The organism is Micromonospora sp. M71_S20, from assembly GCF_003664255.1.
Taxonomy (GTDB): Bacteria; Actinomycetota; Actinomycetes; order Mycobacteriales; family Micromonosporaceae; genus Micromonospora.
In genome coordinates this window covers 1,608,351-1,631,506 of sequence record NZ_RCCV01000001.1, presented here as the reverse complement: position 1 = coordinate 1,631,506, position 23,156 = coordinate 1,608,351, and the positions used below count along the sequence as shown (strand labels likewise).

Here is a 23,156-nt window from a genome sequence, read left to right as displayed (position 1 = left end):
CCTACCGGTCCGTTGCCTTGTCGGCCCGGGGCGGTCGGCCGACCCCGTCGACCGACGGCGCCTCGACGCGACCGGTCAGCGCGTCCCCGTCGTGCCCGGCCCCTTCGGCCTCGGCCCCGAGGGCGGCGCGCAGCACCTCGGCCTCGGTGCCGGTCACCGAGCGGGCGAAGCGCACCAGCGCGGCGTCCCGGCTGCCGCCGAGGTCGAGGGCGTCGAGCATGAGCTGGGCGATGTACTGCTCGCGGCTGGCGGCGGCCCGGTAGCGCCAGGCCCGCCCCTCCCGCTCGCGCTGCACCATGTCCTTGCCGGCGAGCCGGTCGAGCACGGTCATCACCGTCGTGTACGCCAGCTCGCGGCCGTCCAACGCGTCGGCGACCTCGCGCACGGTGATCCCGTCCGACGTGCCCGGGACCGAGTCCCACAAGACGTCCATCACCGCACGTTCGAGATCACCAAGCCGAGTCACGCCGCAATCCTACCCCCGGTAGTAGACCCGCCCCGCCCCGCACCACAGCAGCCCACCCGAGGCAGCACCTGAGAGCTGAGCTTTCCCACGACGAACCTGTCCACGGACGGTTTTCGGGGAGCCCCGCCCGCGCAGGGATCAAGCCTGACCGCCCGGAGCGGGCGGGGCTCCCCGGAAAACCCCAGGACAGCGAACAGTTACACCCCCTTGGGGTGCCAGACCGTCTTCGTCTCCAGCAGGGTGGTCATCCGGGTGATGCCCGGGTCGGCGGACCAGTCGTGGTCGGCCGGGGCCGGCCGGAGCACCCGCTTGAGGTTCTGCGCCGCCTTGATCTCCAGCTCCGTCGCCAGCTCGGCGTCGGCCACCCCGGTCAGGTCGATGGCGTTGACGTCCATGTGGGCGGCCAGCGCCGGCACGGTCTCGGCGATCCGGCCGGTGAGCAGGTTGACCACGCCGCCGGGCAGGTCGGAGGTGGCCAGCACCTCCGCCAGGGTCACCGCCGCCAGGGGCTGCGTCGGCGAGGTCGCCACCACCACGGTGTTGCCGGTGACGATCGCCGGGGCGATCACGCTGACCAGGCCGAGCAGCGCCGGGGACTCGGGGGCGACCACGGCCACCACGCCGGTCGGCTCGGGCGCCGACAGGTTGAAGTACGGCCCGGCGACCGGGTTGGCGCCGCCGTACACCTGGGGGAGCTTGTCGGACCAGCCGGCGTACCAGACCCAGCGGTCCACGGCCGCGTCGACCTCGTCGCCGGGCACGCCGAGGGCGACGAACTGCTCGCGCCGGCCCTCCAGCATCTCGGCGACCCGGTAGAGGATCTGACCCCGGTTGTACGCGGTCGCCCCGGCCCAGCCCTTCACGGCGGCGCGGGCGGCGACGACGGCGTCCCGCGCGTCCTTGCGGGAGGCCAGCGACACGTTGGAGTCCTGCACGAGATACGACCGTCCCGACTCGCTGCGCGGGAACTTCCCGCCGATGAAGAGCTTGTACGTCTTGCGTACCGCGACCCGCTCAGACATTGAGGTAGCCCTCCAGCCCGTGCCGGCCGCCCTCGCGACCGTAGCCCGACTCCTTGTAGCCGCCGAACGGCGAGGTGGGGTCGAACTTGTTGAACGTGTTGGCCCAGACCACCCCGGCGCGCAGCCGGTCGGCCATCCACAGGATCCGGGAGCCCTTGTCGGTCCAGATCCCGGCCGACAGCCCGTACGGCGTGTTGTTGGCCTTCTCGACGGCCTCCGCCGGGGTGCGGAACGTCAGCACGGACAGCACCGGGCCGAAGATCTCCTCGCGGGCGATCCGGTGCGCCTGGGTGACCCCGGTGAAGATCGTCGGCGCGAACCAGAAGCCGCGCTCCGGCAGCTCGCACGGCGGCGACCAGCGCTCGGCGCCCTCGGCGGAGCCGGCGTCGGACAGCTCCCGGATCCGCGCCAGCTGCGCGGCCGAGTTGATCGCGCCGATGTCGGTGTTCTTGTCCAGCGGGTCGCCGACGCGCAGCTGGGCCATCCGCCGCTTCAGCGACTCCAGCACCCGGTCGGCGACGTTCTCCTGGATCAGCAGCCGGGAGCCGGCGCAGCAGACGTGCCCCTGGTTGAAGAAGATCCCGTTGACGATGCCCTCGACGGCCTGGTCGACGGGGGCGTCGTCGAAGACGATGTTGGCCGCCTTGCCGCCCAGCTCCAGGGTGAGCTTCTTGCGGGTGCCGGCCACGGCGCGGGCGATGGCCCGGCCCACCTCGGTCGAACCGGTGAAGGCGACCTTGTCCACGCCCGGGTGCTCGACCAGCGCGCGGCCGGTCTCGCCGGCGCCGGTGACGATGTTGACCACGCCGGCGGGCAGGTCTGCCTGCTGGCAGATCTCGGCGAAGAGCAGCGCGGTCAGCGGGGTCGTCTCGGCCGGCTTCAGCACCACCGTGTTGCCGGCGGCCAGCGCCGGGGCGATCTTCCACGCCAGCATCAGCAGCGGGAAGTTCCACGGGATGACCTGCGCGGCCACGCCCAGCGGCTTCGGATCGGGGCCGAAGCCGGCGTACGGGAGCTTGTCGGCCCAGCCCGCGTAGTAGAAGAAGTGCGCGGCGACCAGGGGCAGGTCGACGTCGCGCGACTCCTTGATCGGCTTGCCGTTGTCCAGGGACTCCAGCACGGCCAGCTCGCGGGAGCGCTCCTGGATGATCCGGGCGATCCGGAAGAGGTACTTCGCCCGGTCCCGGCCCGACATCGGGCCCCAGACCTTCTCGTACGCCTGGCGGGCGGCGCGGACGGCGCGCTCCACGTCCTGCGCGCCGGCCTCGGCGACCTCGGCCAGCACCTCCTCGGAGGCGGGGTTGACCGTCTTGAACGTGCCGCCGTCGGTGGGGTCGACGAACTCACCGTCGACGAAGAGCCCGTAGGAGGCCTTGAGATCCACCACCGAGCGAGACTCGGGGGCGGGTGCGTATTCGAACATCGGCTCTCAGTCCAGGGTGAAGTAGTCGGGACCGGAGTAGGTGCCGGTCGTCAGCTTGGTGCGCTGCATGAGCAGGTCGTTGAGCAGGCTGGACGCGCCGAACCGGAACCAGTCCGGGTCCAGCCAGTCCGGGCCGACGGTCTCGTTGACCATCACCAGGTACTTGATCGCGTCCTTGGTGGTCTTGATGCCGCCGGCCGGCTTCACGCCGACCTGCCGCCCGGTGGCGGCCCGGAAGTCGCGCACCGCCTCCAGCATCACCAGGGTCACCGGCGGAGTGGCCGCGACCGGAACCTTGCCGGTGGAGGTCTTGATGAAGTCGCCGCCGGCCAGCATCGCCAGCCAGGAGGCGCGCCGCACGTTGTCGTACGTGGCCAGCTCGCCGGTCTCCAGGATGACCTTTAGGTGGGCGTCGCCACAGGCCTCCTTAATGGCCACGATCTCGTCGTAGACCTCCTGGTAGCGGCCGGCGAGGAAGGCGCCCCGGTTGATCACCATGTCGATCTCGTCGGCGCCGGCCGCCACGGCGGCCCGGGTGTCGGCGAGCTTGACCTCCAGCGGGGCCTGGCCCGACGGGAAGGCGGTCGCCACGCTGGCCAGGTGCACGCCCGAGCCGCGCAGCACCTCGGCCACGTGGGGCACCATCGAGGGGTAGACGCAGACCGCACCCACGTGCGGGCAGGACGGGTCGGCCGGATCGGGGCGCAGCGCCTTGGCCGCGAGGGCCCGCACCTTGCCCGGGGTGTCCGCCCCTTCGAGGGTGGTCAGGTCGACCATCCGGATCGCCAGGTCGATGGCCTGGGCCTTGGCGGTGGTCTTGATGGAGCGGGTGCCGAGCTGTGCCGCCCGCTGCTCCGCGCCGACCTGATCCACGCCGGGCAGGCCGTGCAGGAAGGTCCGCAGAGCGGTCTCGGATCGTCCCAACTCGGAGAGCTCCGACCGGGCCGACGTCGCTGTCGCCGTCATGCCCCGAAGTCTACGCACCCGGCCGGACAGTGATCTTGGTCACCGCACCGTCGGCGGCTCGGTGGTGAGCGAGGTCGCCCGTCCGGCCGCACCCGCAGTGCCGCGACGGGTGGACCGGTAGGTTGAGCGATCGTGGACGTACACGTCATTGACCATCCGCTCGCCCAGTCGCGGCTGACCGCCATGCGGGACGCGCGCACCGACTCCTCCTCGTTCCGGGCGGCGCTGCACGAACTCACCACCATGCTGGTGTACGAGGCCGCGCGCTCGTTCCCCGTCGAGAAGTACCCGGTGCAGACCCCCGTCACCGGCACCGAGGGCACCCGGCTGGCCAACCCGCCGCTGCTCGTGCCGGTGCTGCGGGCCGGCCTGGGCATGGCCGACGCGGCGCTCGGCCTGCTGCCGGAGTCCTCGATGGGCTTCGTCGGCCTGGCCCGCGACGAGGAGACGTACGAACCGCGCGCCTACATGGAGTCGCTGCCGCGCGACCTCAGCGGCCTGCCGGTGCTGGTGCTCGACCCGATGCTCGCCACCGGCGGCTCGCTGGAGCACTGCTGCCGGCTGCTGGCCGACCGCGGCTGCACCGACATCACCGTGCTCTGCGTGCTCGCCGCGCCCGTCGGCATCGAGCGGCTGGAGCGCTCCGGCCTGCCGCTGCGCCTGGTCACCGCCTCGATCGACGAGGGGCTCAACGACCGCATGTTCATCGTGCCGGGGCTCGGCGACGCCGGCGACCGCCAGTTCGGTGGCATGCCCCGCTTCTGAGGTCCGTCGCGCGGCTGCGCGTGAATCCGTGCGCGAGTCCGTGCGCGGGATGCGCGCAGCCGCTACCGTCTCCGGCCATGACTGGTGTTGCGCTCGCCGAAGAGCTGCTTCTCCTCGCGTACGACGACGAGACCGGCAAGGCGACCATGCCGCGGATCAGCCTCGACCTGGGGATGGCCGCCGCGGTGCTGATCGAACTGGCCCTGGCCGGCCGGATCGTGTATTCCGAGGGGTCCCTGACGGTGGTCGACCCGACGCCCACCGGCGAGCCGATCGTCGACGGGGTCCTCGCCCGCATGGCCGCCGACACGCCGCACAGCCCCTCGTCCTGGGTGCAGCGGCTGCGGCACGGCCTGCGCGACAAGATCCTCGGTGACCTGTGCGCCCAGGGCGTCGTGCGTGACGTCGACGAGACCGAGCTGGGCTTCATCCACGTGCACCGCTACCCGACGGTGGACCCCGCCGTCGAGGCGGACACCCGACGCCGGCTCGCCGAGGCGCTGGCCAGCGGCGAACTGCCCGACGAGCGGACGGCGGCTTTGGCGACCCTGGTCGCGGTGCTGCGGATGGAGCCGGCGCTCGGCCTGAGCGGTGACGCGGCGCGGGAGGCCCGGCAGCGGCTGGAGGAGATCGCCGGCGGCGCCGGCTTCTCCGGCACCGTCAGCCTGGACGACTCCGTGGTCCGTCCCTCGGTCGGCCTCGTCGTGGCCGCCCTCGGCAGCGCCGTCGACGCCGCCCTGGGCCCCCGCCGCTGACCCACCCGGCTGGACCCACCCCCTCCGCCCACCGGCTGCTGGCGGCTGCCGCCCCGGCCCCCGGCCGCCGCAGGCGCTGACTCCGACCACGGCGGGTCGCTGACTCCTGTTGATCAAGAGGTTTGCGTCCTGGGAAGACGCATTCCCTAACGCAAACCTCTTGATCAACAGGGTGGGGAGGCGGGGTGGGGTGTGGGTGGGGATGGGGGTTAATGGTCAGAGGCCCAGGGCGTTGGCCATCTCGGTGCGGAGGGTGGCGATCGCGTCCCCTGCGCGGGTGCGGGCCGCGGCTACGTCGCCGTCCGTCACCGGCTCCACCACCTCCAGGTACGCCTTGAGCTTCGGTTCGGTGCCCGAGGGGCGGATCACCACCCGGGCGGCGCCGGTACGCAGGATCACCACGTCCGCCTCGGGGAGCAGGTCCTGCGCCTCGGTGACCGGCTGTCCGAGCAGCGTCGTCGGGGTGGCGGCCCGGATCCGGGCCATCGCGGCGGCGATCTCCCGCAGGTCGTCCACCCGCACCGAGAGCTGGTCGGTGTGGTGCACGCCGAACTCGGCGGCCAGCTCGTCCAGCCGGTCGGTCAGGGTGCGCCCCCGCGCCTTGAGCCCGGCGGCCAGCTCCGCCACGGTCAGCGCGGCGGTGATGCCGTCCTTGTCGCGTACGTGCTCGGGGGCGACGCAGTAGCCGAGCGCCTCCTCGTAGCCGAAGACCAGCGGCTCGGCCCCGCCGCCGGCCCGGACGATCCACTTGAACCCGGTCAGCGTCTCGTCGTACGGCAGGCCGCGGGCGGCACACATCGCCCGCAGCAGGGACGACGACACGATCGTGGTGGCGTACAGGCCGGTCACGCCGCGCCGCATGAGATGGTCGGCCAGCAGCACGCCCACCTCGTCGCCGCGCAGCATCCGCCAGCCGGGCGGGTTCCCGTCGGGCTGGGCCGGGCCGGCGACCTCCGCCCCCGTACCCGCCGCCGGACCGGTGTCCCGGACGGCCACCGCGCAGCGGTCCGCGTCCGGGTCGTTGGCGATGGCGATGTCCGCGCCCGTCGCCTCGGCCAGCGCGACCAGCCGGTCCACGGCCCCCGGTTCCTCCGGGTTGGGGAAGGAGACGGTCGGGAACGCCGGGTCCGGCTCGGCCTGCTCGGGCACCACACCGGGCACGGGGAAGCCCGCCCGGGCGAACGCCGCGGTGAGCACCGCCGCACCCACCCCGTGCAGCGGCGTGTACGCCACCGCCAGGTCACGCGACCCGTCCGGGTCGATCACGGCGGTGGCCCGCTCCACGTAGGAGGCCACCAGGTCGTCGCCGAGCACCTGCCCGGCCGGCCCGAGCGGCACCTCGGCCAGCGGCCCGACCGACCGGATCGCGGCCTCGATGCCGGCGTCCGCCGGCGGCACGATCTGGGCGCCCGCGCCGAGCGCCCCGCCCAGCTCGGCTCCGAGGTAGACCTTGTAGCCGTTGTCCTGCGGCGGGTTGTGGCTGGCCGTCACCATCACCCCGGCGACCGCCCCGAGGTGGCGCACCGCGTACGCGAGCACGGGGGTGGGCAGCGGGCGGGGCAGCAGCAGCGCCGGGCGTCCCGCGCCGGTGGCGACCTGGGCGGTGCGCTCGGCGAACTCCCGGGAGCCGTGCCGGGCGTCGTACCCGATCACCAGCGGGCCGGAGCCGCCCTGGGCGGCGAGCCAGCCGACCAGCCCGGCGGCGGCCTGGGTGACCACCGCGAGGTTCATCCCGTTGGGGCCGGCGCGCAGCGGGCCGCGCAGCCCGGCGGTGCCGAAGGTCAGCGGGCCGGCGAACCGGTCGGCCAGCTCCGGGGCGCTCGCCGGCAGGCGGTCGAGCACCGCCCGCAGCTCCTCCCGGCTGGCCGGGTCGGGATCGTCGTCGAGCCAGCGCCGCGCTTGCTCGCGAATGTCATCGATGTCAGTGGTTTCCGCCGGCATGTCTCTTGATAGCACGCCGGCGGATCACCACCGCGCTTCCCCCGGGGCTCAGCCGGCCTCGGTGAGCTGGAACGACTTCACCATCTCGTCGAAGATCGGCCTGCTGTCGGCGAACTTCGCGTCGGTCGAGGTGAGATAGAACGAGTAGACCTTGCCCTCGTGGACCACGCCGCGCCACACGCCGTGCCGCTTGGCCTCGCCCTCGCCGCAGGTGTACTCGAACTCGGCCGCCGACTTGCCGACCCACTGCACCTCGTTCATGGCGAGCTGGGCGTACGGCTTGGCGCAGGACTTGGAGCGGTTCTTCAGGCCGTCCTCGGCTACCTCGGCCCAGCGCATCGAGTTGGTGCGGAAGTCCTCCACCAGGATCCGGACCTTGCGGCCCTCGTCCTCCGGGTCGACGTAGTCCACCCAGTTGCCGGCGCTCTTGACCTCCCAGCCCTGCGGCACCATGACCCGCACGCCCTTGCCGGCGTGCTCCTTCATCTCGGGTACGCCGGCGGCCGGCGCCTGCGAGGTCGGGGCGGCCTGCGGGACGGTCGGCGCCGGGTCGTCGCCGCCGGTGAACAGGACGACCGCCCCGATCAGCAGCAGCACGGCCAGGCCGCCCGCGGCGGCGAGCTGCACCTTGCGCGGCCAGCCCTTCACCGTGCCGACGAGCTGGTTGCCGACGGCGCCGACCCGACCGCCGATGCCGCCGCCCGAGCCGCCCGTGGCGGGCGCGGTGGCGGGAGTCGCCCACGCCTGCCCGGTGCCCGGCACCGACCACTGGCCGCCGCCGTACGTCCCGCCGAGCTGCTGGGTCGCCTCCGGCGGCGGTGCGCCGAAGACGGGAGTTCCGGCGCTCACCCGCTGGGTGGCCTCCGGCGGGGTGCCGAAGGTGGGCGTGCCCGCCTTCACCCGCTGGGTCGCCTCGGTCGGGCCGCTGAAGCCGACCAGGCCGGCGGCGTTGGTCCGCAGCTGCTGGGTGGCGTCCGACCCGCCGGACGCCATCCGCTGGGTCGTCTCGGCGCCGCCGTAGGTGCGGCCGGCCGGTGTGGACCCGCTCGGCGCCGGCATCGCGCCGGTGGGGGTGTGCAGCGGCCCGGCCAGGGCGTCGGCGCTGGTGTCCTCCATCGCGGCGGGGCTGGCGGGGAGCGCGGCCTGCGCGGGGCGCTCGCCCCGGCGCAGCGCCGCCAGCCGGTCGGTGAGCGACTCGCCGGGATTGAGCATCGCCCGCCCGCCGATCTGCCCGCTCGGCTTCGGCTGCTCCGGCGCGGCGGCCGGCGGGGTCGGCACGGGCCGCTGCACCGGCACCACCGAGTAGGGGTCGGTCACCGAGTTCACCGCGGCGGCGTTGCTGGTCAGCGGGCCGGCGAGCAGCTCGCGCAGCATGGCCCGGGCGGTGTGCACGTCGAGGCGGCGGGCCGGGTCCTTCTCCAGCAGGCCCATCAGCACCCGGGCCAGCGGCCCGCTGCGCTGCGGCGGGGCGGGCGGGTCCTCGACCACTGCGTGCATGGTCTCGATCGGGTCGCCCTTGTCGAACGGGGGCCGCCCCTCCACCGCCGTGTAGAGCGTGACGCCCAGCGAGAAGAGGTCGCTCGGCGGGCCGAACTCCTGGCCCATCGCCCGCTCGGGGGAGATGAAGTGCGGCGAGCCGAGCACCATCCCGGGGGTGGTGAGCTGCACGTCGGTGGGCATCCGGGCCACGCCGAAGTCGGTGAGCACGCAGCGCCCGTCGGCGCAGATCAGCACGTTGGCCGGCTTGACGTCGCGGTGCAGCACGCCGATCGCGTGCGCCACCTCCAGCGCGCCGAGCAGCGCGATGCCGATCTTGGCGACCACCCGCTGCGCGACCGGACCGTCCTCGATCACCATGTCGGCGAGGCTGCGGGCGTCGAGCAGCTCCATCACGATCCACGGCCGGCCGCCCTCGGTGACCACGTCGTAGACCTGGACGACGGCCGGGTGCTGGATCGCGGCGGCGGCGCGGGCCTCGCGCAGGGTGCGCTCGTACATGGCGTCGCGGTCGCTCGGGGCCAGCCCCGGGGGCAGGACGACCTCCTTGACGGCCACGTCCCGCCGCAGGAGTGTGTCCGTGGCACGCCAGACCGTGCCCATGCCGCCGTTGCCCACCGCCGAACGCAGCGAGTAACGGCCACCGATCGTCGTGCCGGGCGTCGCGCGTCCGTTGGGGGGACTGACTGGTCCGCCGCTCCACGTCGGGATCTGAGTCACAGAAAAGCCACCGGGGGAATTCGAGGGGGGCTGGGACACAACCCCCCTATCTTGCTGGTTCCGACGCCCGATGCGAAACCCGACGCGGCGGACGTTTACCGAACTGGACAGTACGTACCCGAACGTTCACCTCTCGTCGATGTCCGTCGACCGGTGTGCGGTATCCCTCACCCGCCGACGCCGTCGCGCGTCCTACCATCCGCTAATGAGCGAACCGCGGTCAAGCGAGTCCGGTTTCCCGATCAAGGGCGTCTACACGGCGGCGGACCTTCCGGAGGACCTGGACTCCCGGCTCGGCGGCCCGGGCGAGTTCCCGTACGCGCGCGGGGTCTACCCCACCATGTACACCTCCCGCCCCTGGACCATGCGCCAGTACGCCGGTTTCGGCACCGCCACCGAGTCCAACGCGCGGTACCACCAGTTGTTGCGGGCCGGCACGATGGGTCTCTCCGTGGCCTTCGACCTGCCCACGCAGATGGGCTACGACTCCGACGACCCGATCGCGCACGGCGAGGTGGGCAAGGTCGGGGTGGCCATCGACTCGATCGACGACATGCGGCTGCTCTTCGACGGCATCCCGCTCGACAAGGTCTCGACGTCGATGACCATCAACGCGCCCGGCTCGGTGCTGCTCCTGCTCTACCAGCTCGTGGCCGAGGAGACCGGCGTTCCCGGCGCGGCCCTCAACGGCACGATCCAGAACGACATCCTGAAGGAGTACATCGCCCGCGGGACGTACATCTTCCCGCCGAAGCCCTCGCTGCGGCTGGTCGCCGACACCTTCGGCTACTGCCGCAAGGAGGTGCCGAAGTGGAACACCATCTCCATCTCCGGCTACCACATGGCCGAGGCCGGCGCGTCGCCCGCGCAGGAGATCGCGTTCACCCTGGCCAACGGCGTCGAGTACGTCCGGGCCGCGCTGGAGGCCGGGCTGGCCGTGGACGACTTCGCGCCCCGGCTGTCGTTCTTCTTCGTCGCCCGCACCACCCTGCTGGAGGAGGTGGCCAAGTTCCGGGCCGCCCGCCGGATCTGGGCCCGGGTGATGCGCGACGACTTCGGCGCCAAGAACCCGAAGTCGATGATGCTGCGCTTCCACACCCAGACGGCGGGCGTGCAGCTCACCGCCCAGCAGCCGGAGGTCAACCTGGTCCGGGTGGCGGTGCAGGGTCTCGGCGCGGTGCTCGGCGGCACCCAGTCGCTGCACACCAACAGCTTCGACGAGGCGATCGCGCTGCCCACCGAGAAGGCCGCCCGGCTGGCGCTGCGCACCCAGCAGGTGCTGGCGTACGAGACGGACCTGACCGCCACCGTGGACCCGTTCGCCGGCTCGTACGTGGTGGAGGCGATGACCGCCGAGATCGAGGCGGCGGCGACCGAGCTGATGGAGCGGGTGGCCGACCACGGCTCGGCGGTCGACGCCATCGAGGCGGGCTTCCAGAAGCGGGAGATCGAGCAGTCCGCCTACCGGATCGCGCAGGAGATCGACTCCGGCGAGCGGGTGGTGGTGGGCCTCAACCGGTTCACCGTCGACGAGGAGGAGCCGTACGAGCCGCTGCGGGTCGACCCGACGATCGAGGCGGCGCAGGCCGAGCGGCTGGCCCGGCTGCGTGCCGAGCGGGACGCCGGGGCGGTCGAGCGGGGGCTGGCCGAGCTGCGCGCCGCCGCGGAGGGCACCGAGAACGTGCTCTACCCGATGAAGGAGGCGCTGCGGGCCCGCGCCACCGTGGGCGAGGTCTGCGGCACCCTGCGCCAGGTGTGGGGGCTCTACCGCCCGACCGACCGGTTCTGATCGTCCCGTCCGACGGCCGCCCGATCTCCCGCCGCGCCGGGGGCGGGCGGCCGTCGGTGTCGGTCCGCCCTGTCGGCGGCGGTCTTCGCGGTCGGCGGCGGTCCCGGGACGACACTGCGGCGGTTCAGGACGACACGGCGGCGGTGCGACCGATCTTCGCCCCCCGCGTCGTAACCGGCCGGTCCACGTGCCGGTAACGACCGGCCCACGGGGCATTTTCGCTGGTCGCGGGCGTGCGGGCGGAGCGCTACAGTCGGAGGAGGAGCTGCCGCCGACCGGCGGCGGCAGACGCGCGGAGCGGGCCCCGGCGACGCCGCCGGAGGGCTCGGCGCGCGACGCGGAGCGCCGTGGCCCACCGGCCGAGGCGTGTGCCGGACGGGTTCGGGGGTAACCCGACCGGGTGGACGTGGACGCACACGGTGTGCGGTTGGTCGGGGACGGAGCGTGTGACCGTCTCGGGTGCCCGCGGTCGGGCTGTGGTCGGGTAATTGTCGGAGTGTCAGTTCACCTGACCGACTAATGCGACAATTCGGAACGACGGTCCTCGAGATCGACACCGATTTCGGGCCCGCCGGTCCGGTTACGCGTTGTAGGAGGTGTGGGGCAGATGACGGCGTTCGACCGCGATCTACCTGCTGTCCCGCAGATCTGCGAGCGCTCCGAGCAGGGCATACGTGACGCTGCGCGGTCCGACCACTACCGGAACGAGGTTGCCCAGCGTCACCGTCGGAGGTCTAGGCTGTCTGCTGTTCCTGATGATCCATCCATCTCTAGCGAACGAGAATTCGACGTGACGAGTGCGTTGACGCTGCCCACCGGCAACCAGCTGGCGTCGTCCTGGCCGGAGGCGCCGTCCGGGTCCCAGCCCCTGCCGTTCGAGCTGGACCACCTGCTCGCCCTCCGGGTGCCCGGGCTGATCGCCACCCGTCGCCACCTCCACTCGCACCCGGAGCTCTCCGGCGAGGAGTTCGAGACGGCCGCCCTGATCGCCCGGGAGCTCACCCTGGCCGGGCTGAGGCCGCGGCTGCTGCCGAAGGGCAACGGGGTCATCTGCGACATCGACGGCCGCCCGGACGGCCCGGTGGTCGCGCTGCGCGCCGACATCGACGCCCTGCCGCTGACCGACTCGAAGGACGTGCCGTACCGCTCCACGGTGGACGGCGTCTGCCACGCCTGCGGTCACGACGTGCACACCACCGTGATGCTCGGCGTCGGCATGCTGCTGGCCCAGCTCGCCGACCTCGGCGAGCTGCCCGGCCGGGTCCGGCTGATCTTCCAGCCCGCCGAGGAGATCCTGCCCTGCGGCTCGCTGGAGGTCATCGAGGCCGGCGGCCTGGACGACGTGGTGCAGATCTTCGCGCTGCACTGCGACCCGAACCTGCCGGTCGGGCAGATCGGCCTGCGGGTCGGCCCGATCACCGCCGCCGCCGACAACGTCACCGTCCGGCTCACCGGCCCGGGCGGGCACACCGCCCGCCCGCACCTGACCGTCGACCTGGTCGACGCGCTGGGCCGCCTGATCACCGAGGTGCCGGCCCTGGTCAGCCGCCGGGTGCCGGCCAACAGCGGGCTGCTGCTGGTCTTCGGCCACGCCTCGGCCGGCACCCGTTACAACGTCATCCCCTCCGAGGCGTGCGCCTCCGGCACCCTGCGGGTGATGGACCGCGACACCTGGGAGCTCGCCCCCAAGATCGTGGGTCAGGTGGTGCGCGACGTCGTCGCCCCGACCGGTGCCACGGTCGACCTGGAATACCTGCGGGGCCGCCCGCCGGTGTGCAACGACTCCCGGGCCATCCAGGTCCTGACCGCCGCCACCGTCGCCGCGCTCGGGCCGGAGGGCGTCGCCGAGACCCCGCAGAGCATGGGCGGCGAGGACTTCTCCTGGTACCTGGAGTACGTCCCCGGCGCGCTCGCCCGGCTGGGCGTCGGCCGCTCCGGCCCGAACGTGGACCTGCACCGGGCCTCGTTCGACGTGGACGAACGGGCCATCCCGGTCGGCGTACGACTCATGGTCCAGACCGCGCTGCGGGCACTGGCGGCGGCGCGGTAGGCGGCAGCGGCGCGGCCGGTCCGGCCGGCGTCATCGGCCGCGGGGCCGCGCGCCGCCGCCGGCGCAGCACCACCAGCAGCACCGTCAGCGGTACGCCGATCGCCAGCAGCCACGGCAGCACCGCACCCAGCACCGTCAGCAGGATGGTCATGGAGGTCAGGAAGACCTTCCAGCCGCCCTCCAGTCCCACCAGGAAGCCGACCTCGGTCTCGTCGTCGGCGGTGCTCGCGTCCGGGCCGACCAGCGACACGGTGATCGTCGACAGGCTGGTCAGGTCCGCCAGCCGCTCCTTCTTCGCCTCCAGCGAGGCGAGGTCGGCCTCCCGGCGGGACAGCTCGTTCTCCAGCGACACCAGGTCGCTGATCGAGGTGGCCCGCGCCAGCAGCCGGCGGGCGCTCTCCACCCGGGCGCGCTGGGTGGTGATCCGGGCGTCCAGGTCGACCATCTGCTCGGTGACGTCCTCCGTGCGGATCTCCCGCCGCTGCTGCCGGCCCAGCTTCGCCAACTCGTCGACGACGCCGTGGAACTTCGCCGCCGGCACGCGCAGCTCCAGCTCCGCCCGCGCGTCCGCGTCGACGCTGCGCCGCTGGTCACCACCGACGAAACCGCCGGCCGCCGTGACCGCGGCGATCGCACTCCGCGCCGCCGCGTCCACATCGTCCACCTGCACGCGCATCGTGCCGGTGTAGATGATGGAGCGCTGGTCGACCCGCAGGTCCGGTGCGCCGGCGCCGCTGCCCTGCTCGGCCTTGCCGCCGCCCTTCTCGGCCGCGGCGCCGGCCCGCTCGGCCGCGCCGCCCGCCTGGTCCGCCGCGCCGCCGGCCCGGTCCCGATCCGCCGGGGCCGCCGCCGGCGCGCTGTCGGCGTTGTCGCCCGCGTCGCTGCCGCAGCCCGCCAGCGCGAGCAGCGCCACCAGCGCGGCGGCCGTCAGTCGTACGCCCCGACGTCGCCGTTCCCGTCCGTCCATCCCGCCTCCATCGTCCTCGCCCCCGTGCGGGGCGATACCTCAGACGTGACGCGCCACCACGCCGGTTCCGGCAGACTGCGCTGAGGACATCACGATTCGATAATCTTGGAGTCACGATGCAGCTCACCAAGTACGCCCACTCCTGCCTGCGGGTGGAGCACGACGGGGGAGTGCTGGTCATCGACCCGGGCGTGTTCAGCGAGGCGGCTGCGCTCGACGGGGCCGACGCGGTGCTGATCACCCACGAGCATCCCGACCACCTCGACGTCGAGGCGGTCACCCGGCAGCTCGACCGGCGCCGGTTCGTCATCCACGGCCCGGCGTCGCTGGCCGGCACCCTGGGCGACGCCGCCGAGGCGCTCGACGCGGTCCGACCCGGACAGTCCTTCACGGCCGCCGGCGTGCCGGTACGCGTCCACGGCGGCCGGCACGCCGTGATCCACCCCGACATCCCGGTGGTCGACAACCTGGCGTACCTGCTGAACGACGTCGTCTACCACCCCGGGGACAGCCTCGTCGTCCCCGAGGACGCGCAGGTCGACACGCTCTTCCTGCCGATCCACGCTCCGTGGACGAAGTTCTCCGAGTCGCTGGACTTCCTCCGGGCCGTCGCCCCGCGCCGGGCGTACGCGCTGCACGACGGGCTGCTCAACGACAACGGGCTCAACGTGCTCAACGGCAACTTCGCCCGGCTGTCCGACGTGGAGTACCGCCGGCTCGAGCCGGGCACCCGGGTCGACGCCTGACGGCGATGCCCGGCCCGCCCCGAGAGCTGGTGCACCGGCTCTACACGACCCCGCCGGACCGGTTCGTCGCGATCCGCGACGAGGCCGTCGCCGAGGCCCGCCGCGCCGGCGACCCGAAGGCCGCCCGGGAGATCGCCCGGCTGCGCCGGCCCACCGTGGCCGCCTGGCTGGTCAACCTGCTCGCCATCCGCCGCCCCGAGCTGGTCGCCGACCTGGCCCAGCTCGCCGAGGCGCTGCGCACCGCCCAACGCGAGCTGCGCGGGCCCCGGCTGCGGGAACTCTCCACCCAGCGGCGGGCGGTGGTCGGCGCGCTCGTCGCCGAGGTGCGCAAGCTGGCGACCGGGGCCGAGGGGGCCCCGCCGGCCGGGAAGCTGCCGCTGGCCGAGGTGGAGGCCACCCTCAACGCCGCGCTCGCCGACACCGACGTCGCCGAACAGGTCCGCTCCGGCCGGCTGCTGCGGGCCGCCACCTACGCAGGCTTCGGCGAGGTGCCCCGCCCCCAGCTGCGGCTGGTGACCGGTGGGGAGGAGCCGGAACCGGCGCCCCCGCCCGAGCCGACCGGGAAGCAGCGGGGCGGCGCCGACCGGGCCGCGCTCCGTGCCGAACAGGCGGAACGGGCCGCCCGGGCGGAGCGGGCGCGCCGACGGCGGGCGCTGGAGAAGGAGCTGGCCAGGGCGCGCACCGACCAGGAACGCGCCGAGGCGGAGCTGGCCGGCGCGACGGCGGCCGAGCGCGACGGCGCCGGCGCCCTGGACGCGATCGAGGCGGAACTGGCCGAGCTGGAGCGGCGCCGGGCCGTCGCCGAGCAGGACCTGAGCCGGGCGAGGCTGGCGCGGCGCGGTGCGGAACGGGTGGTGACGGCGGCGCGCCGCCGCGCCGGCGAGGTCGAGGCGGCGGTGGAGGCCCTCGATGCCGAAGAGGGGGATGCCGAGTCGGGCGACGGCGCGGCAGACTGACCTCTGTGGACGGACGGGGAGTGCGCGGATGACGCCGGAACAGGTCGCCGCGGCCAGCAAACCGGTCGTGCTGGAACTCGGCGACATCTTCACCCGCTGCCCGACCACCCTGCGTCGGGCGCGGCTGCTCGGCATCTCCGGCTGGGCGTTCTACGTCACCGGGCGGGCCGGCGCCCTCGGGGACGTCCGCGCCGAGACGGTCGCCGCCGCCCTCGGCTTCCTGGCCCCCGAAGCGGTCGCCGACGGCTGGGACGCGGCCCGGCGGGTCGTCCCGCCGGTCGAGGTGGCCGCCGCCACCCTGGTTGAGTGCTGCCGGTGGGGCGAGGAGCGGCTCGACGCCCTCGCCGGGGTGAGCCGGCTCGCCGCCCTGCTCAGCCGCGCGGTCGACGCCGCGGACGCCAGCGGCATGCCGCTCTTCGCCGCCTGGCGCGCCATGCCGGTGCCGGTCCGGACGGCCGGTGCCCGGGCGGCCGTCGGCCTGCGCCTGCTCCGGGAGTACTTCGCCGGGGCCCACCTGATCGCGGTCAGGGCCAGCGGGATGACCCCGCTGGAGGCCGTGCTCGCCGGGCCGGAGGGGGAGGCGGGCGCGGTCGCCTGCGGCTGGCCACCGCCGTACCCGCCGGTCGGGCCGCTGGTCCGGCGGCGGCTCTGGGCCGAGGCGGTGACCGACCGGCTGGCCTCGCCGGCGTTCGCGGCGCTCGGCCCGGCCGACGGTGCCGAGCTGGTGGAGCTGCTCACCGCGACCCGGACCCACCTGACCGACCCGGGCTGAGCCGACGCGCCGGCACCCGGCCGCCGGGGCGGCCGGAAAATCGGCGGCGGCCCCTCGGCCCGCCTGTCAGGATCGCCTCCGTGACTCTTCCCGCCGGCTGGCACGCCCGCCGCCCCACCCTGGACGACGTACCGGCGATCCTGACGGTGGTGCATGCCGCCGACACCTTCGCCATCGGCTACCCGGACTTCGACGCCGACGACGTCACGGCCGCGCTGACCGCGCCGTTCTTCGACCCGGCCCGCGACTCCTGGGTGGTGACCGATCCCGACGGCACGCTGGTGGCCTGGGCGGTCATCGACAACCCGACCGGCTCGGGGCGGGAGTTCGTCGACGTGTTCGTCGACCCGGAACGGGGTGCGGCGGTACGGGCGCCGCTGCTGGCCCGGCAGGTGCAGCGGGTGGCCGGGCGGGCCGCCGAGCGGGGCCTGCCGGCCCTGACGGTCCGCTGTCCCGTCTACCCGCCCGAGCAGCGGTGGGCCGGCGAGCTGGTCGACGCGGGCTTCCGCTTCGCCAAGCGTTACCAGGTCATGAGCCGGTCGCTGGCGGGGCTGCCCGCCGAGCCGCCGGCACCGCCGCCCGGGGTGACGGTCCGTGCGCTGCGCCCCGGCGATGAGCCGGAACTGCGCGACTTCCACCGGATCTACGACGTCGCCTTCCAGAGCATCCCCGACTACGAGCCGCTGCCCTACGAGCGCTGGCGGGCCCGCTTCGAGGCCGACACCGCCTGGGACGAGTGGTTCGTCGCCGAGGTGGACGGGCAGCCGGCGGGCGCGCTCCAGTCCTCCGACCAGGCGCTCGACCGCAACGAGGGCTGGGTCAAGAACCTGGCCGTGCTGCCCGGCCAGCGGCGCCGGGGGGTTGGCGCGGCGCTGCTGAGCCACGCGTTCGCCCGGTACGCGCAGAAGGGCCGGGAGTCCGCCGGCCTCGGCCTCGATCTGGCCAACCCGACCGCCCCGCTGTCGCTCTATCGCTCGGTGGGGCTGCGCGAGGTGCGCCGGGTCGACATGTACGAGCTGGTCGTGCCGGCCGCCGGTGTGTGATTGACGACGCCGGGCGGGGCCGGATGGGGGCCCCGCCCGGTGCCGGAGCAGACTGGGGGCCGTGGGATACGCGCGGGGCCGACGGTACGGGCTAGGCCGACGCGGTGCCGGTGGGGCGGGACCGCAGCTCGGTGACGTAGTCGTCCGGTGCGCCCGCCTTCTCGGCGGCGTTCGCGATCTCCGAGAGGTACCACGCCGTGGGCAGGCCGCCCTCGTACCCGTCGAAGACGTAGATCCACGCGGTCACGTCGCCGTCGAGGGTCGAGACGCGCACGTGCAGCTTGCGGTACGTGCCGGCGGTCACCCCCTCGAGCTCGTCGAGCTGGGCGGCGTCGTAGGGGTGGATGTCGTAGATCGCCACGAAGACCCGGTCGCCGGGGGACTCGACGACCGTGCTGACCGCACCCTCCCAGCCGATCACGTTCTCGCCCGCGAAGGTGAGCCGCCAGCCTTCCAGCCAGCCGGTGCCCACCATCGGCGAATGCGGACAGTAGGCGCGCATGCGGGCGGGGTCGAGGTTAGAGCCGTAGGCGGCGTGATGACGCACGGCGATGACGATAGCCCGCCCGCGGGGTGGGGGAGAATACGACAGAGCGTGTCGGACGCGTTCGGGAGAAGAAAGTCACTGTGAGCATTGGTCGGGGGCGGGCACGGTGAGCGCGAGGAGTGCAGCGGAGCGGAGCCCCGCAGCCGCGAACGAAAGGATGGCCCTGTGAGCCGGATCGTGATCATCGGCGGTGGACCGGCCGGTTACGAGGCGGCACTGGTCGCCGCGCAGCTGGACGCTGATGTCACCGTCGTGGAGGCCGAGGGCGCCGGCGGGGCCTGCGTGCTGTCCGACTGCGTACCGTCGAAGACCTTCATCGCCAGCTCCGAGGTGGTGACCGGCTACCGGGACACCGAGGAGTTCGGGGTGCACTCCGACGGGCTGGAGGCGGTCACGGTCGACGCCCGCACGGTGCACGAGCGGGTCAAGCGCCTCGCGCTCGCCCAGTCCGCCGACATCCACGCCAAGCTGGTCAAGGCCGGGGTGACCTTCGTGTCGGGCACCGCCCGGCTAGGCGAGGACACCCTCGGCCACACCCACCGGGTGCTCGTCACCCCGACCGACGGCGGCGGGGAGCAGTCCATCGCCGCGTCGACCGTGCTGGTCGCCACCGGCGCCACCCCGCGCCAGCTGCCCACCGCCGTCCCGGACGGCGAGCGCATCCTGACCTGGCGCCAGGTGTACGACCTGCCGGAGCTGCCCGAGCACCTGATCGTGGTCGGCTCCGGCGTCACCGGTGCGGAGTTCGCCAGCGCCTACCTGGCGATGGGCGTGCAGGTGACCCTGGTCTCCAGCCGCGACCGGGTGATGCCGCACGAGGACGCCGACGCGGCCATGGCCATCGAGCGGGTCTTCCGCAACCGGGGCATGAGCATCCTGAACAACTCCCGGGCGGACGCGGTCCGGCGTACCGCCGACGGGGTGGAGGTCGAGCTCTCCGACGGGCGCAGGGTGGCCGGCTCGCACGCGCTGATCGCGGTCGGCTCCATCCCCAACACCGCCGACCTGGGCCTGGCCGAGTACGGCGTCGCGCTGGCCCGGGGCGGCTACGTCACCGTCGACCGGGTCTCCCGGACCAACGTGCCCGGCATCTACGCGGCCGGCGACTGCACCGGGGTGCTGCCGCTGGCCAGCGTGGCCGCCATGCAGGGTCGGATCGCGATGTGGCACGCGCTCGGCGAGGCGGTCCGGCCGCTGCGGCTGCGTACCGTCGCGGCGAACGTCTTCACCGACCCGGAGCTGGCCACCGTGGGCGTCTCGCAGGACGAGGTCGACGCCGGCAAGGTGCCGGCCCGGCAGGTCATGCTGCCGCTGGACGGCAACGCCCGCGCCAAGATGGACGACCTCGCCGACGGCTTCGTCAAGCTCTTCTGCCGCCCGGCCAGCGGGCAGGTGATCGGCGGCGTGGTGGTGGCGCCGAAGGCGAGCGAGCTGATCCTGCCGATCACCATGGCGGTGGAGAACAACCTCACGGTCAACGAGCTGGCCCAGACGATCACGATCTACCCGAGCCTCTCCGGCTCCATCACCGAGGCCGCCCGCCAGCTCATGCTGCACGAGCTGGAGTGACCCGCCGGAGCAGGGTGACCGCGACGACGACGAGCACGGCGACCTCGGTGAGGATCAGCAGGCGCTCGACCAGGCCGAGCAGCAGCCGGTCGCCGGGGTAGGCCGACCAGACCATCGCCGCCGCCAGGACCACGCTGGCCGTGGCGAGAGCGCGTACCCGCCGGCCGGCGGCCTCCGGCAGGCGTCGGGCGAGCAGCCAGCCGGCGACCGGCAGCGCCAGGAAGGCGACCACCGAGGCGTACCGGTGGACGTAGGCGGCGGTGTCCATGGGCAGGCCGGGCTCGTTCGTCGGCACCACCGCGGCCAGCAGCAGCCCGCCGACCCAGGCGGCCAGGAACACCTCGGCCGCCCGCCCCGGTCCGGCGGCGGGCGGCCGGTGGACGCGCCACAGGGCGGGCAGGAGCACGGCGGTGGCCGCCGCGAGCACCAGCATGGCGACGTCGATGACGCCGCCCCGGTCGGAGACGGCGTAGTCGCTGACGGTCAGCGTCCACGGGTCCAGGTTCTCGTTCACCTCGACGTGGCCGACCACGGCGAGCAGTGTCGCCAGGGCGATCCCGCCGAGCGCCAGCAGTCCACTGTTCCGGGTTCCGCGCATGGCCCAGCCTGTCCCGGCAGGGACCCCAGACGGATCCGGGCCGCCCACCGAGATCGGCCCCCGGGACCACCCCTAGGCGGCGCCGGCGCGGCCGGTCACTCCGCCCCGGGCGCGTCCCGCCGCGCCGGGACGACGATGGGCACCGCGACCGACTCGGCCGCCCGCCGTGCCCCGACGGCGGTCATGGCCCAGCCCGCCGCCGCGAAGCCGGCTGCGGCGACCCCCGCGATCAGCGCCAGCCGCCACGCGGACTCGGTGAGCGCCGTCCCGCCGAGGTGCCCGACCAGCCCGCCGTACGTGGCCCAGCCCAGCGCCGCCAGGCCCTCGTAGAGCAGGAAGAGCCGGTACGGGTACCGGCTGCGGCCGGCCGAGAAGCAGGCCGCCATCCGGCCGCCCGGCACGAAGCGGCAGAGCAGGATCACGAGCGGCCCGGGCCGGCGCAGCCCCTGGGTGACCCGGCTGGCGACGCGCCGGGCCCGGCCCCGGTGGGCGTCGCGCGGCGCCCGGCGGTCCGGCGCGCCCCGCCCGAGCAGGTAGCAGGCCAGGTCCCCGACGAAGACGCCGAGCGCGCCCACGGCGATGGTCACCGGCAGGTTCAGCCCGCCGTACACGGTGAGGGCGCCGCCGGTGATCATCACGACCTGGGTGGGGATCACGGGGACGAAGGCGTCCGCGACCAGCAGCGCGAGCAGTGCGAGGTACGCCCAGGCCGGCGATGCGACCTCAGTGAGTAGTTCGGGCACGACTGCCACCTCGCCGGACGGGGCCGATTGCGGGTACCGAGCCTGACGGGTCGTCCGGCGTCACGGGGCGGGGCCCTGGCGCGTGGTGACCACCGACACGGCAGGGCCACCGGACACAACGAGCGGACACCGCCGCAGGTGACGCGTCGGCGCAGCGTCGAGGGTCGGCGGATCGGGACGGCCGGGCGTACCGTTGTCGGCGCGCGGCCCCACGACCGTCGGGTCCCCCGTTCCTGACGGTGCGGCCGCCGCGGGCCGCCGGCAGGTCCCGTGCCGGCGGCCCGCCCCCGTGCCGCGCGGCGTGCCGACCCGTGCTCCCGCCCCCGCCGTCCGGGTGCCGGACCGCCCGGAAAAACCGGCTGCGGTCCCCGCGACCGGGGACGTACCGTCGCCCCATGCGCAGTGCGGTATCCACCACGACGCCGGGAGACCCCGGCGCGCCGTACTGACCTGACAGTCGACGAGGCCCCGGGGCGATCCGCCCCGGGGCCTCGTGGCGTCCGGTGACCGGGTCGCCTCCGGGTCGTACCAGATCAAGGAGCGCGACATGATCGACCACCGCAGGCTCGGCCGGGAGCTGGAGCTGTTCGCTTCCGACCCGCTGGCCGGCGCCGGGCTGCCGCTCTGGCTGCCGGCCGGCGCCGCCGCCCGGCACGCCGTCGAGGAGTACGTCCGCGAGCTGGAACGCCGGGCCGGCTACCGGCACGTGCTCACCCCGCCGCTGGGCAGGCGGGAACTGTTCGAACTCTCCGGCCACCTCGGCTACTTCGCCGACGACATGTTCCCGCCGATGGCGCTCGGCGCCGACGACGAGTTCGTGCTGCGGCCGGCGCTCTGCCCGCACCACGCCCTGGTGTTCCGGGCCCGGGGCCGCTCCTACCGGGAGCTGCCGCTGCGGATCGCCGAGCTGGGCGGCATGTACCGCGCCGAGCGCTCGGGGGTGCTCGGCGGGCTCTCCCGGGTGCGGGCCATCTCGCTCAACGACGCGCACAACTTCTGCGCCCTGGAGCAGGTGGGCGAGGAGGTCGTCGAGATCCTCCGGCTGATCCGCGAGGCGCACGCGGCGCTCGGCGTACGGCCGGCGGGGTTCCGGCTGTCGCTGCGCGGGCCGGGGGAGAAGTACGTCGGGGACGACGCCCAGTGGGCGCGGGCGGAGGAGCTGCTCCGCGCCGCGCTCGACGGGGTGGAGTTCATTGAGGCCCCGGGGGAGGCCGCCTTCTACGGCCCGAAGATCGACATCCAGGTGGTGGACGCCGCCGGCCGCGAGTTCACCCTCTCCACCGTCCAGCTCGACTTCGACAAGCCGGAGCGGTTCGACCTGTCGTACACCGACGCGTCCGGGGCGCGGCGTCGACCGGTGATGGTGCACCGGAGCCTCGTCGGCAGCATGGAGCGGCTCTTCGCGTACCTCATCGAGGTGCATGAGGGCGCCTTCCCCGCCTGGTACGCCCCGGTGCAGCTGGTGGTGCTGCCCGTCGGGGACGAGCAGGCCGGGGCGGCGGCCCGGCTCGCCCGCGACGCGCTGGCCGCCGGGCTGCGCGTCGAGGTCGACGGGGCCGATTCGCTGGGCTCCCGCATCCGCGACGCGGCCCGCGCCCGGGTCCCGTACGCCGCCGTCGTCGGCCCCCGCGAGGCGGCCGGGGGCGCGGTGTCGCTGCGGTTGCGCGGCGGCCGGGCCCTGGATCCGATGCCCGCCGCCGACGCCCTCCGGCTGATCGGCGCGGTGGTGGCCGACCGCGGCCCGGCCCTGCTGCCGACCCGCTGAGCCCCCGCCCGGCCCCGACCCCGTCGACCGCCCGCCCGTCGCCGCCGGCGGCCTCC

The 23,156-nt window shown here is 74.1% G+C and carries 20 protein-coding genes; 10 read left to right on the top strand and 10 right to left on the bottom strand.

Annotation, left to right across the window (positions count from 1 at the left end; genetic code table 11):
- Position 1 precedes the first annotated feature (1 nt).
- From DER29_RS07225 to deoC, 4 genes are all read right to left on the bottom strand, one after another.
- Positions 2–466 (bottom strand): BlaI/MecI/CopY family transcriptional regulator, encoded by a 465-nt coding sequence (locus DER29_RS07225; RefSeq protein ID WP_121396647.1) that lies wholly within the window; start codon positions 464–466, stop codon positions 2–4.
- Between the two features lie 197 nt (positions 467–663).
- The gene (locus DER29_RS07220; protein ID WP_121396646.1) at positions 664–1,488 is read right to left on the bottom strand and encodes an aldehyde dehydrogenase family protein; all 825 of its coding nucleotides are present in this window, start codon (positions 1,486–1,488) and stop codon (positions 664–666) included.
- Positions 1,481–2,911 carry an aldehyde dehydrogenase family protein gene (locus DER29_RS07215; protein WP_121396645.1) on the bottom strand — a complete coding sequence of 477 codons (1,431 nt, stop codon included), beginning with the start codon at positions 2,909–2,911 and terminating at the stop codon, positions 1,481–1,483. Before DER29_RS07215 ends, DER29_RS07220 begins: the two co-directional genes overlap by 8 nt.
- Before the next feature lie 6 nt (positions 2,912–2,917).
- On the bottom strand, positions 2,918–3,877 hold the full coding sequence (deoC, locus tag DER29_RS07210; RefSeq protein WP_121396644.1) for a deoxyribose-phosphate aldolase: 960 nt from the start codon (positions 3,875–3,877) through the stop codon (positions 2,918–2,920).
- A 132-nt stretch (positions 3,878–4,009) separates the two neighbouring features.
- On the opposite strand from deoC, the gene upp reads away from it, so the two are divergent.
- On the top strand, positions 4,010–4,642 hold the full coding sequence (gene upp, locus DER29_RS07205; RefSeq protein WP_089002050.1) for a uracil phosphoribosyltransferase: 633 nt from the start codon (positions 4,010–4,012) through the stop codon (positions 4,640–4,642).
- A 77-nt stretch (positions 4,643–4,719) separates the two neighbouring features.
- Complete coding sequence (locus DER29_RS07200) at positions 4,720–5,397, top strand: GPP34 family phosphoprotein (protein ID WP_121396643.1); 678 nt, start codon at positions 4,720–4,722, stop codon at positions 5,395–5,397.
- Positions 5,398–5,613: 216 nt separating this feature from the next.
- On the opposite strand, the gene DER29_RS07195 is transcribed toward DER29_RS07200, so the two are convergent.
- Together DER29_RS07195 and DER29_RS07190 are read right to left on the bottom strand one after the other, a co-directional pair.
- Positions 5,614–7,338: a phospho-sugar mutase gene (locus tag DER29_RS07195; protein ID WP_121396642.1), complete on the bottom strand. Its 1,725-nt coding sequence runs from the start codon at positions 7,336–7,338 to the stop codon at positions 5,614–5,616.
- A gap of 48 nt (positions 7,339–7,386) precedes the next feature.
- Entirely contained in the window at positions 7,387–9,555 is a 2,169-nt protein-coding gene (locus DER29_RS07190; RefSeq protein ID WP_121396641.1) for a serine/threonine-protein kinase, read from the bottom strand.
- A gap of 205 nt (positions 9,556–9,760) precedes the next feature.
- Between DER29_RS07190 and DER29_RS07185 the strand changes: the two genes are divergently transcribed.
- Together DER29_RS07185 and DER29_RS07180 are read left to right on the top strand one after the other, a co-directional pair.
- Positions 9,761–11,344, top strand: a complete 1,584-nt coding sequence (locus DER29_RS07185) for a methylmalonyl-CoA mutase (RefSeq protein ID WP_121396640.1) — start codon at positions 9,761–9,763, stop codon at positions 11,342–11,344.
- A 790-nt stretch (positions 11,345–12,134) separates the two neighbouring features.
- Entirely contained in the window at positions 12,135–13,394 is a 1,260-nt protein-coding gene (locus DER29_RS07180; protein ID WP_121396639.1) for an amidohydrolase, read from the top strand.
- On the opposite strand, the gene DER29_RS07175 is transcribed toward DER29_RS07180, so the two are convergent.
- On the bottom strand, positions 13,351–14,361 hold the full coding sequence (locus tag DER29_RS07175) for a DUF4349 domain-containing protein (protein ID WP_121396638.1): 1,011 nt from the start codon (positions 14,359–14,361) through the stop codon (positions 13,351–13,353). The genes DER29_RS07180 and DER29_RS07175 overlap by 44 nt on opposite strands.
- Positions 14,362–14,477: 116 nt before the next feature.
- Here DER29_RS07175 and DER29_RS07170 point away from each other — a divergent pair, with 116 nt between their 5' ends.
- From DER29_RS07170 to DER29_RS07155, 4 genes are all read left to right on the top strand, one after another.
- The gene (locus tag DER29_RS07170; RefSeq protein WP_121396637.1) at positions 14,478–15,107 is read left to right on the top strand and encodes an MBL fold metallo-hydrolase; all 630 of its coding nucleotides are present in this window, start codon (positions 14,478–14,480) and stop codon (positions 15,105–15,107) included.
- Between the two features lie 5 nt (positions 15,108–15,112).
- A complete protein-coding gene (locus tag DER29_RS07165) occupies positions 15,113–16,063 on the top strand; it encodes a hypothetical protein (RefSeq protein ID WP_121396636.1) in 951 nt (316 codons plus the stop codon).
- Positions 16,064–16,091: 28 nt separating this feature from the next.
- Entirely contained in the window at positions 16,092–16,835 is a 744-nt protein-coding gene (locus DER29_RS07160; protein WP_121396635.1) for a hypothetical protein, read from the top strand.
- Positions 16,836–16,915: 80 nt separating this feature from the next.
- Positions 16,916–17,878: a GNAT family N-acetyltransferase gene (locus tag DER29_RS07155; protein ID WP_121396634.1), complete on the top strand. Its 963-nt coding sequence runs from the start codon at positions 16,916–16,918 to the stop codon at positions 17,876–17,878.
- A 91-nt stretch (positions 17,879–17,969) separates the two neighbouring features.
- Here DER29_RS07155 and DER29_RS07150 read toward each other — a convergent pair whose 3' ends face one another.
- Positions 17,970–18,425, bottom strand: a complete 456-nt coding sequence (locus DER29_RS07150) for a gamma-glutamylcyclotransferase (protein ID WP_121396633.1) — start codon at positions 18,423–18,425, stop codon at positions 17,970–17,972.
- Between the two features lie 165 nt (positions 18,426–18,590).
- Between DER29_RS07150 and DER29_RS07145 the strand changes: the two genes are divergently transcribed.
- Positions 18,591–19,994: an NAD(P)H-quinone dehydrogenase gene (locus DER29_RS07145; RefSeq protein ID WP_121396632.1), complete on the top strand. Its 1,404-nt coding sequence runs from the start codon at positions 18,591–18,593 to the stop codon at positions 19,992–19,994.
- Here the strand turns inward: DER29_RS07145 and DER29_RS07140 are convergent.
- Together DER29_RS07140 and DER29_RS07135 are read right to left on the bottom strand one after the other, a co-directional pair.
- Positions 19,972–20,592, bottom strand: a complete 621-nt coding sequence (locus DER29_RS07140) for a DUF998 domain-containing protein (RefSeq protein WP_121396631.1) — start codon at positions 20,590–20,592, stop codon at positions 19,972–19,974. The genes DER29_RS07145 and DER29_RS07140 overlap by 23 nt on opposite strands.
- Positions 20,593–20,687: 95 nt before the next feature.
- Positions 20,688–21,335 (bottom strand): DedA family protein, encoded by a 648-nt coding sequence (locus DER29_RS07135; RefSeq protein WP_121396630.1) that lies wholly within the window; start codon positions 21,333–21,335, stop codon positions 20,688–20,690.
- A 532-nt stretch (positions 21,336–21,867) separates the two neighbouring features.
- On the opposite strand from DER29_RS07135, the gene thrS reads away from it, so the two are divergent.
- Positions 21,868–23,100, top strand: coding sequence for a threonine--tRNA ligase (thrS, locus tag DER29_RS07130; RefSeq protein ID WP_370040254.1), 1,233 nt, complete (start codon positions 21,868–21,870; stop codon positions 23,098–23,100).
- The last annotated feature ends 56 nt before the right edge of the window (positions 23,101–23,156 follow it).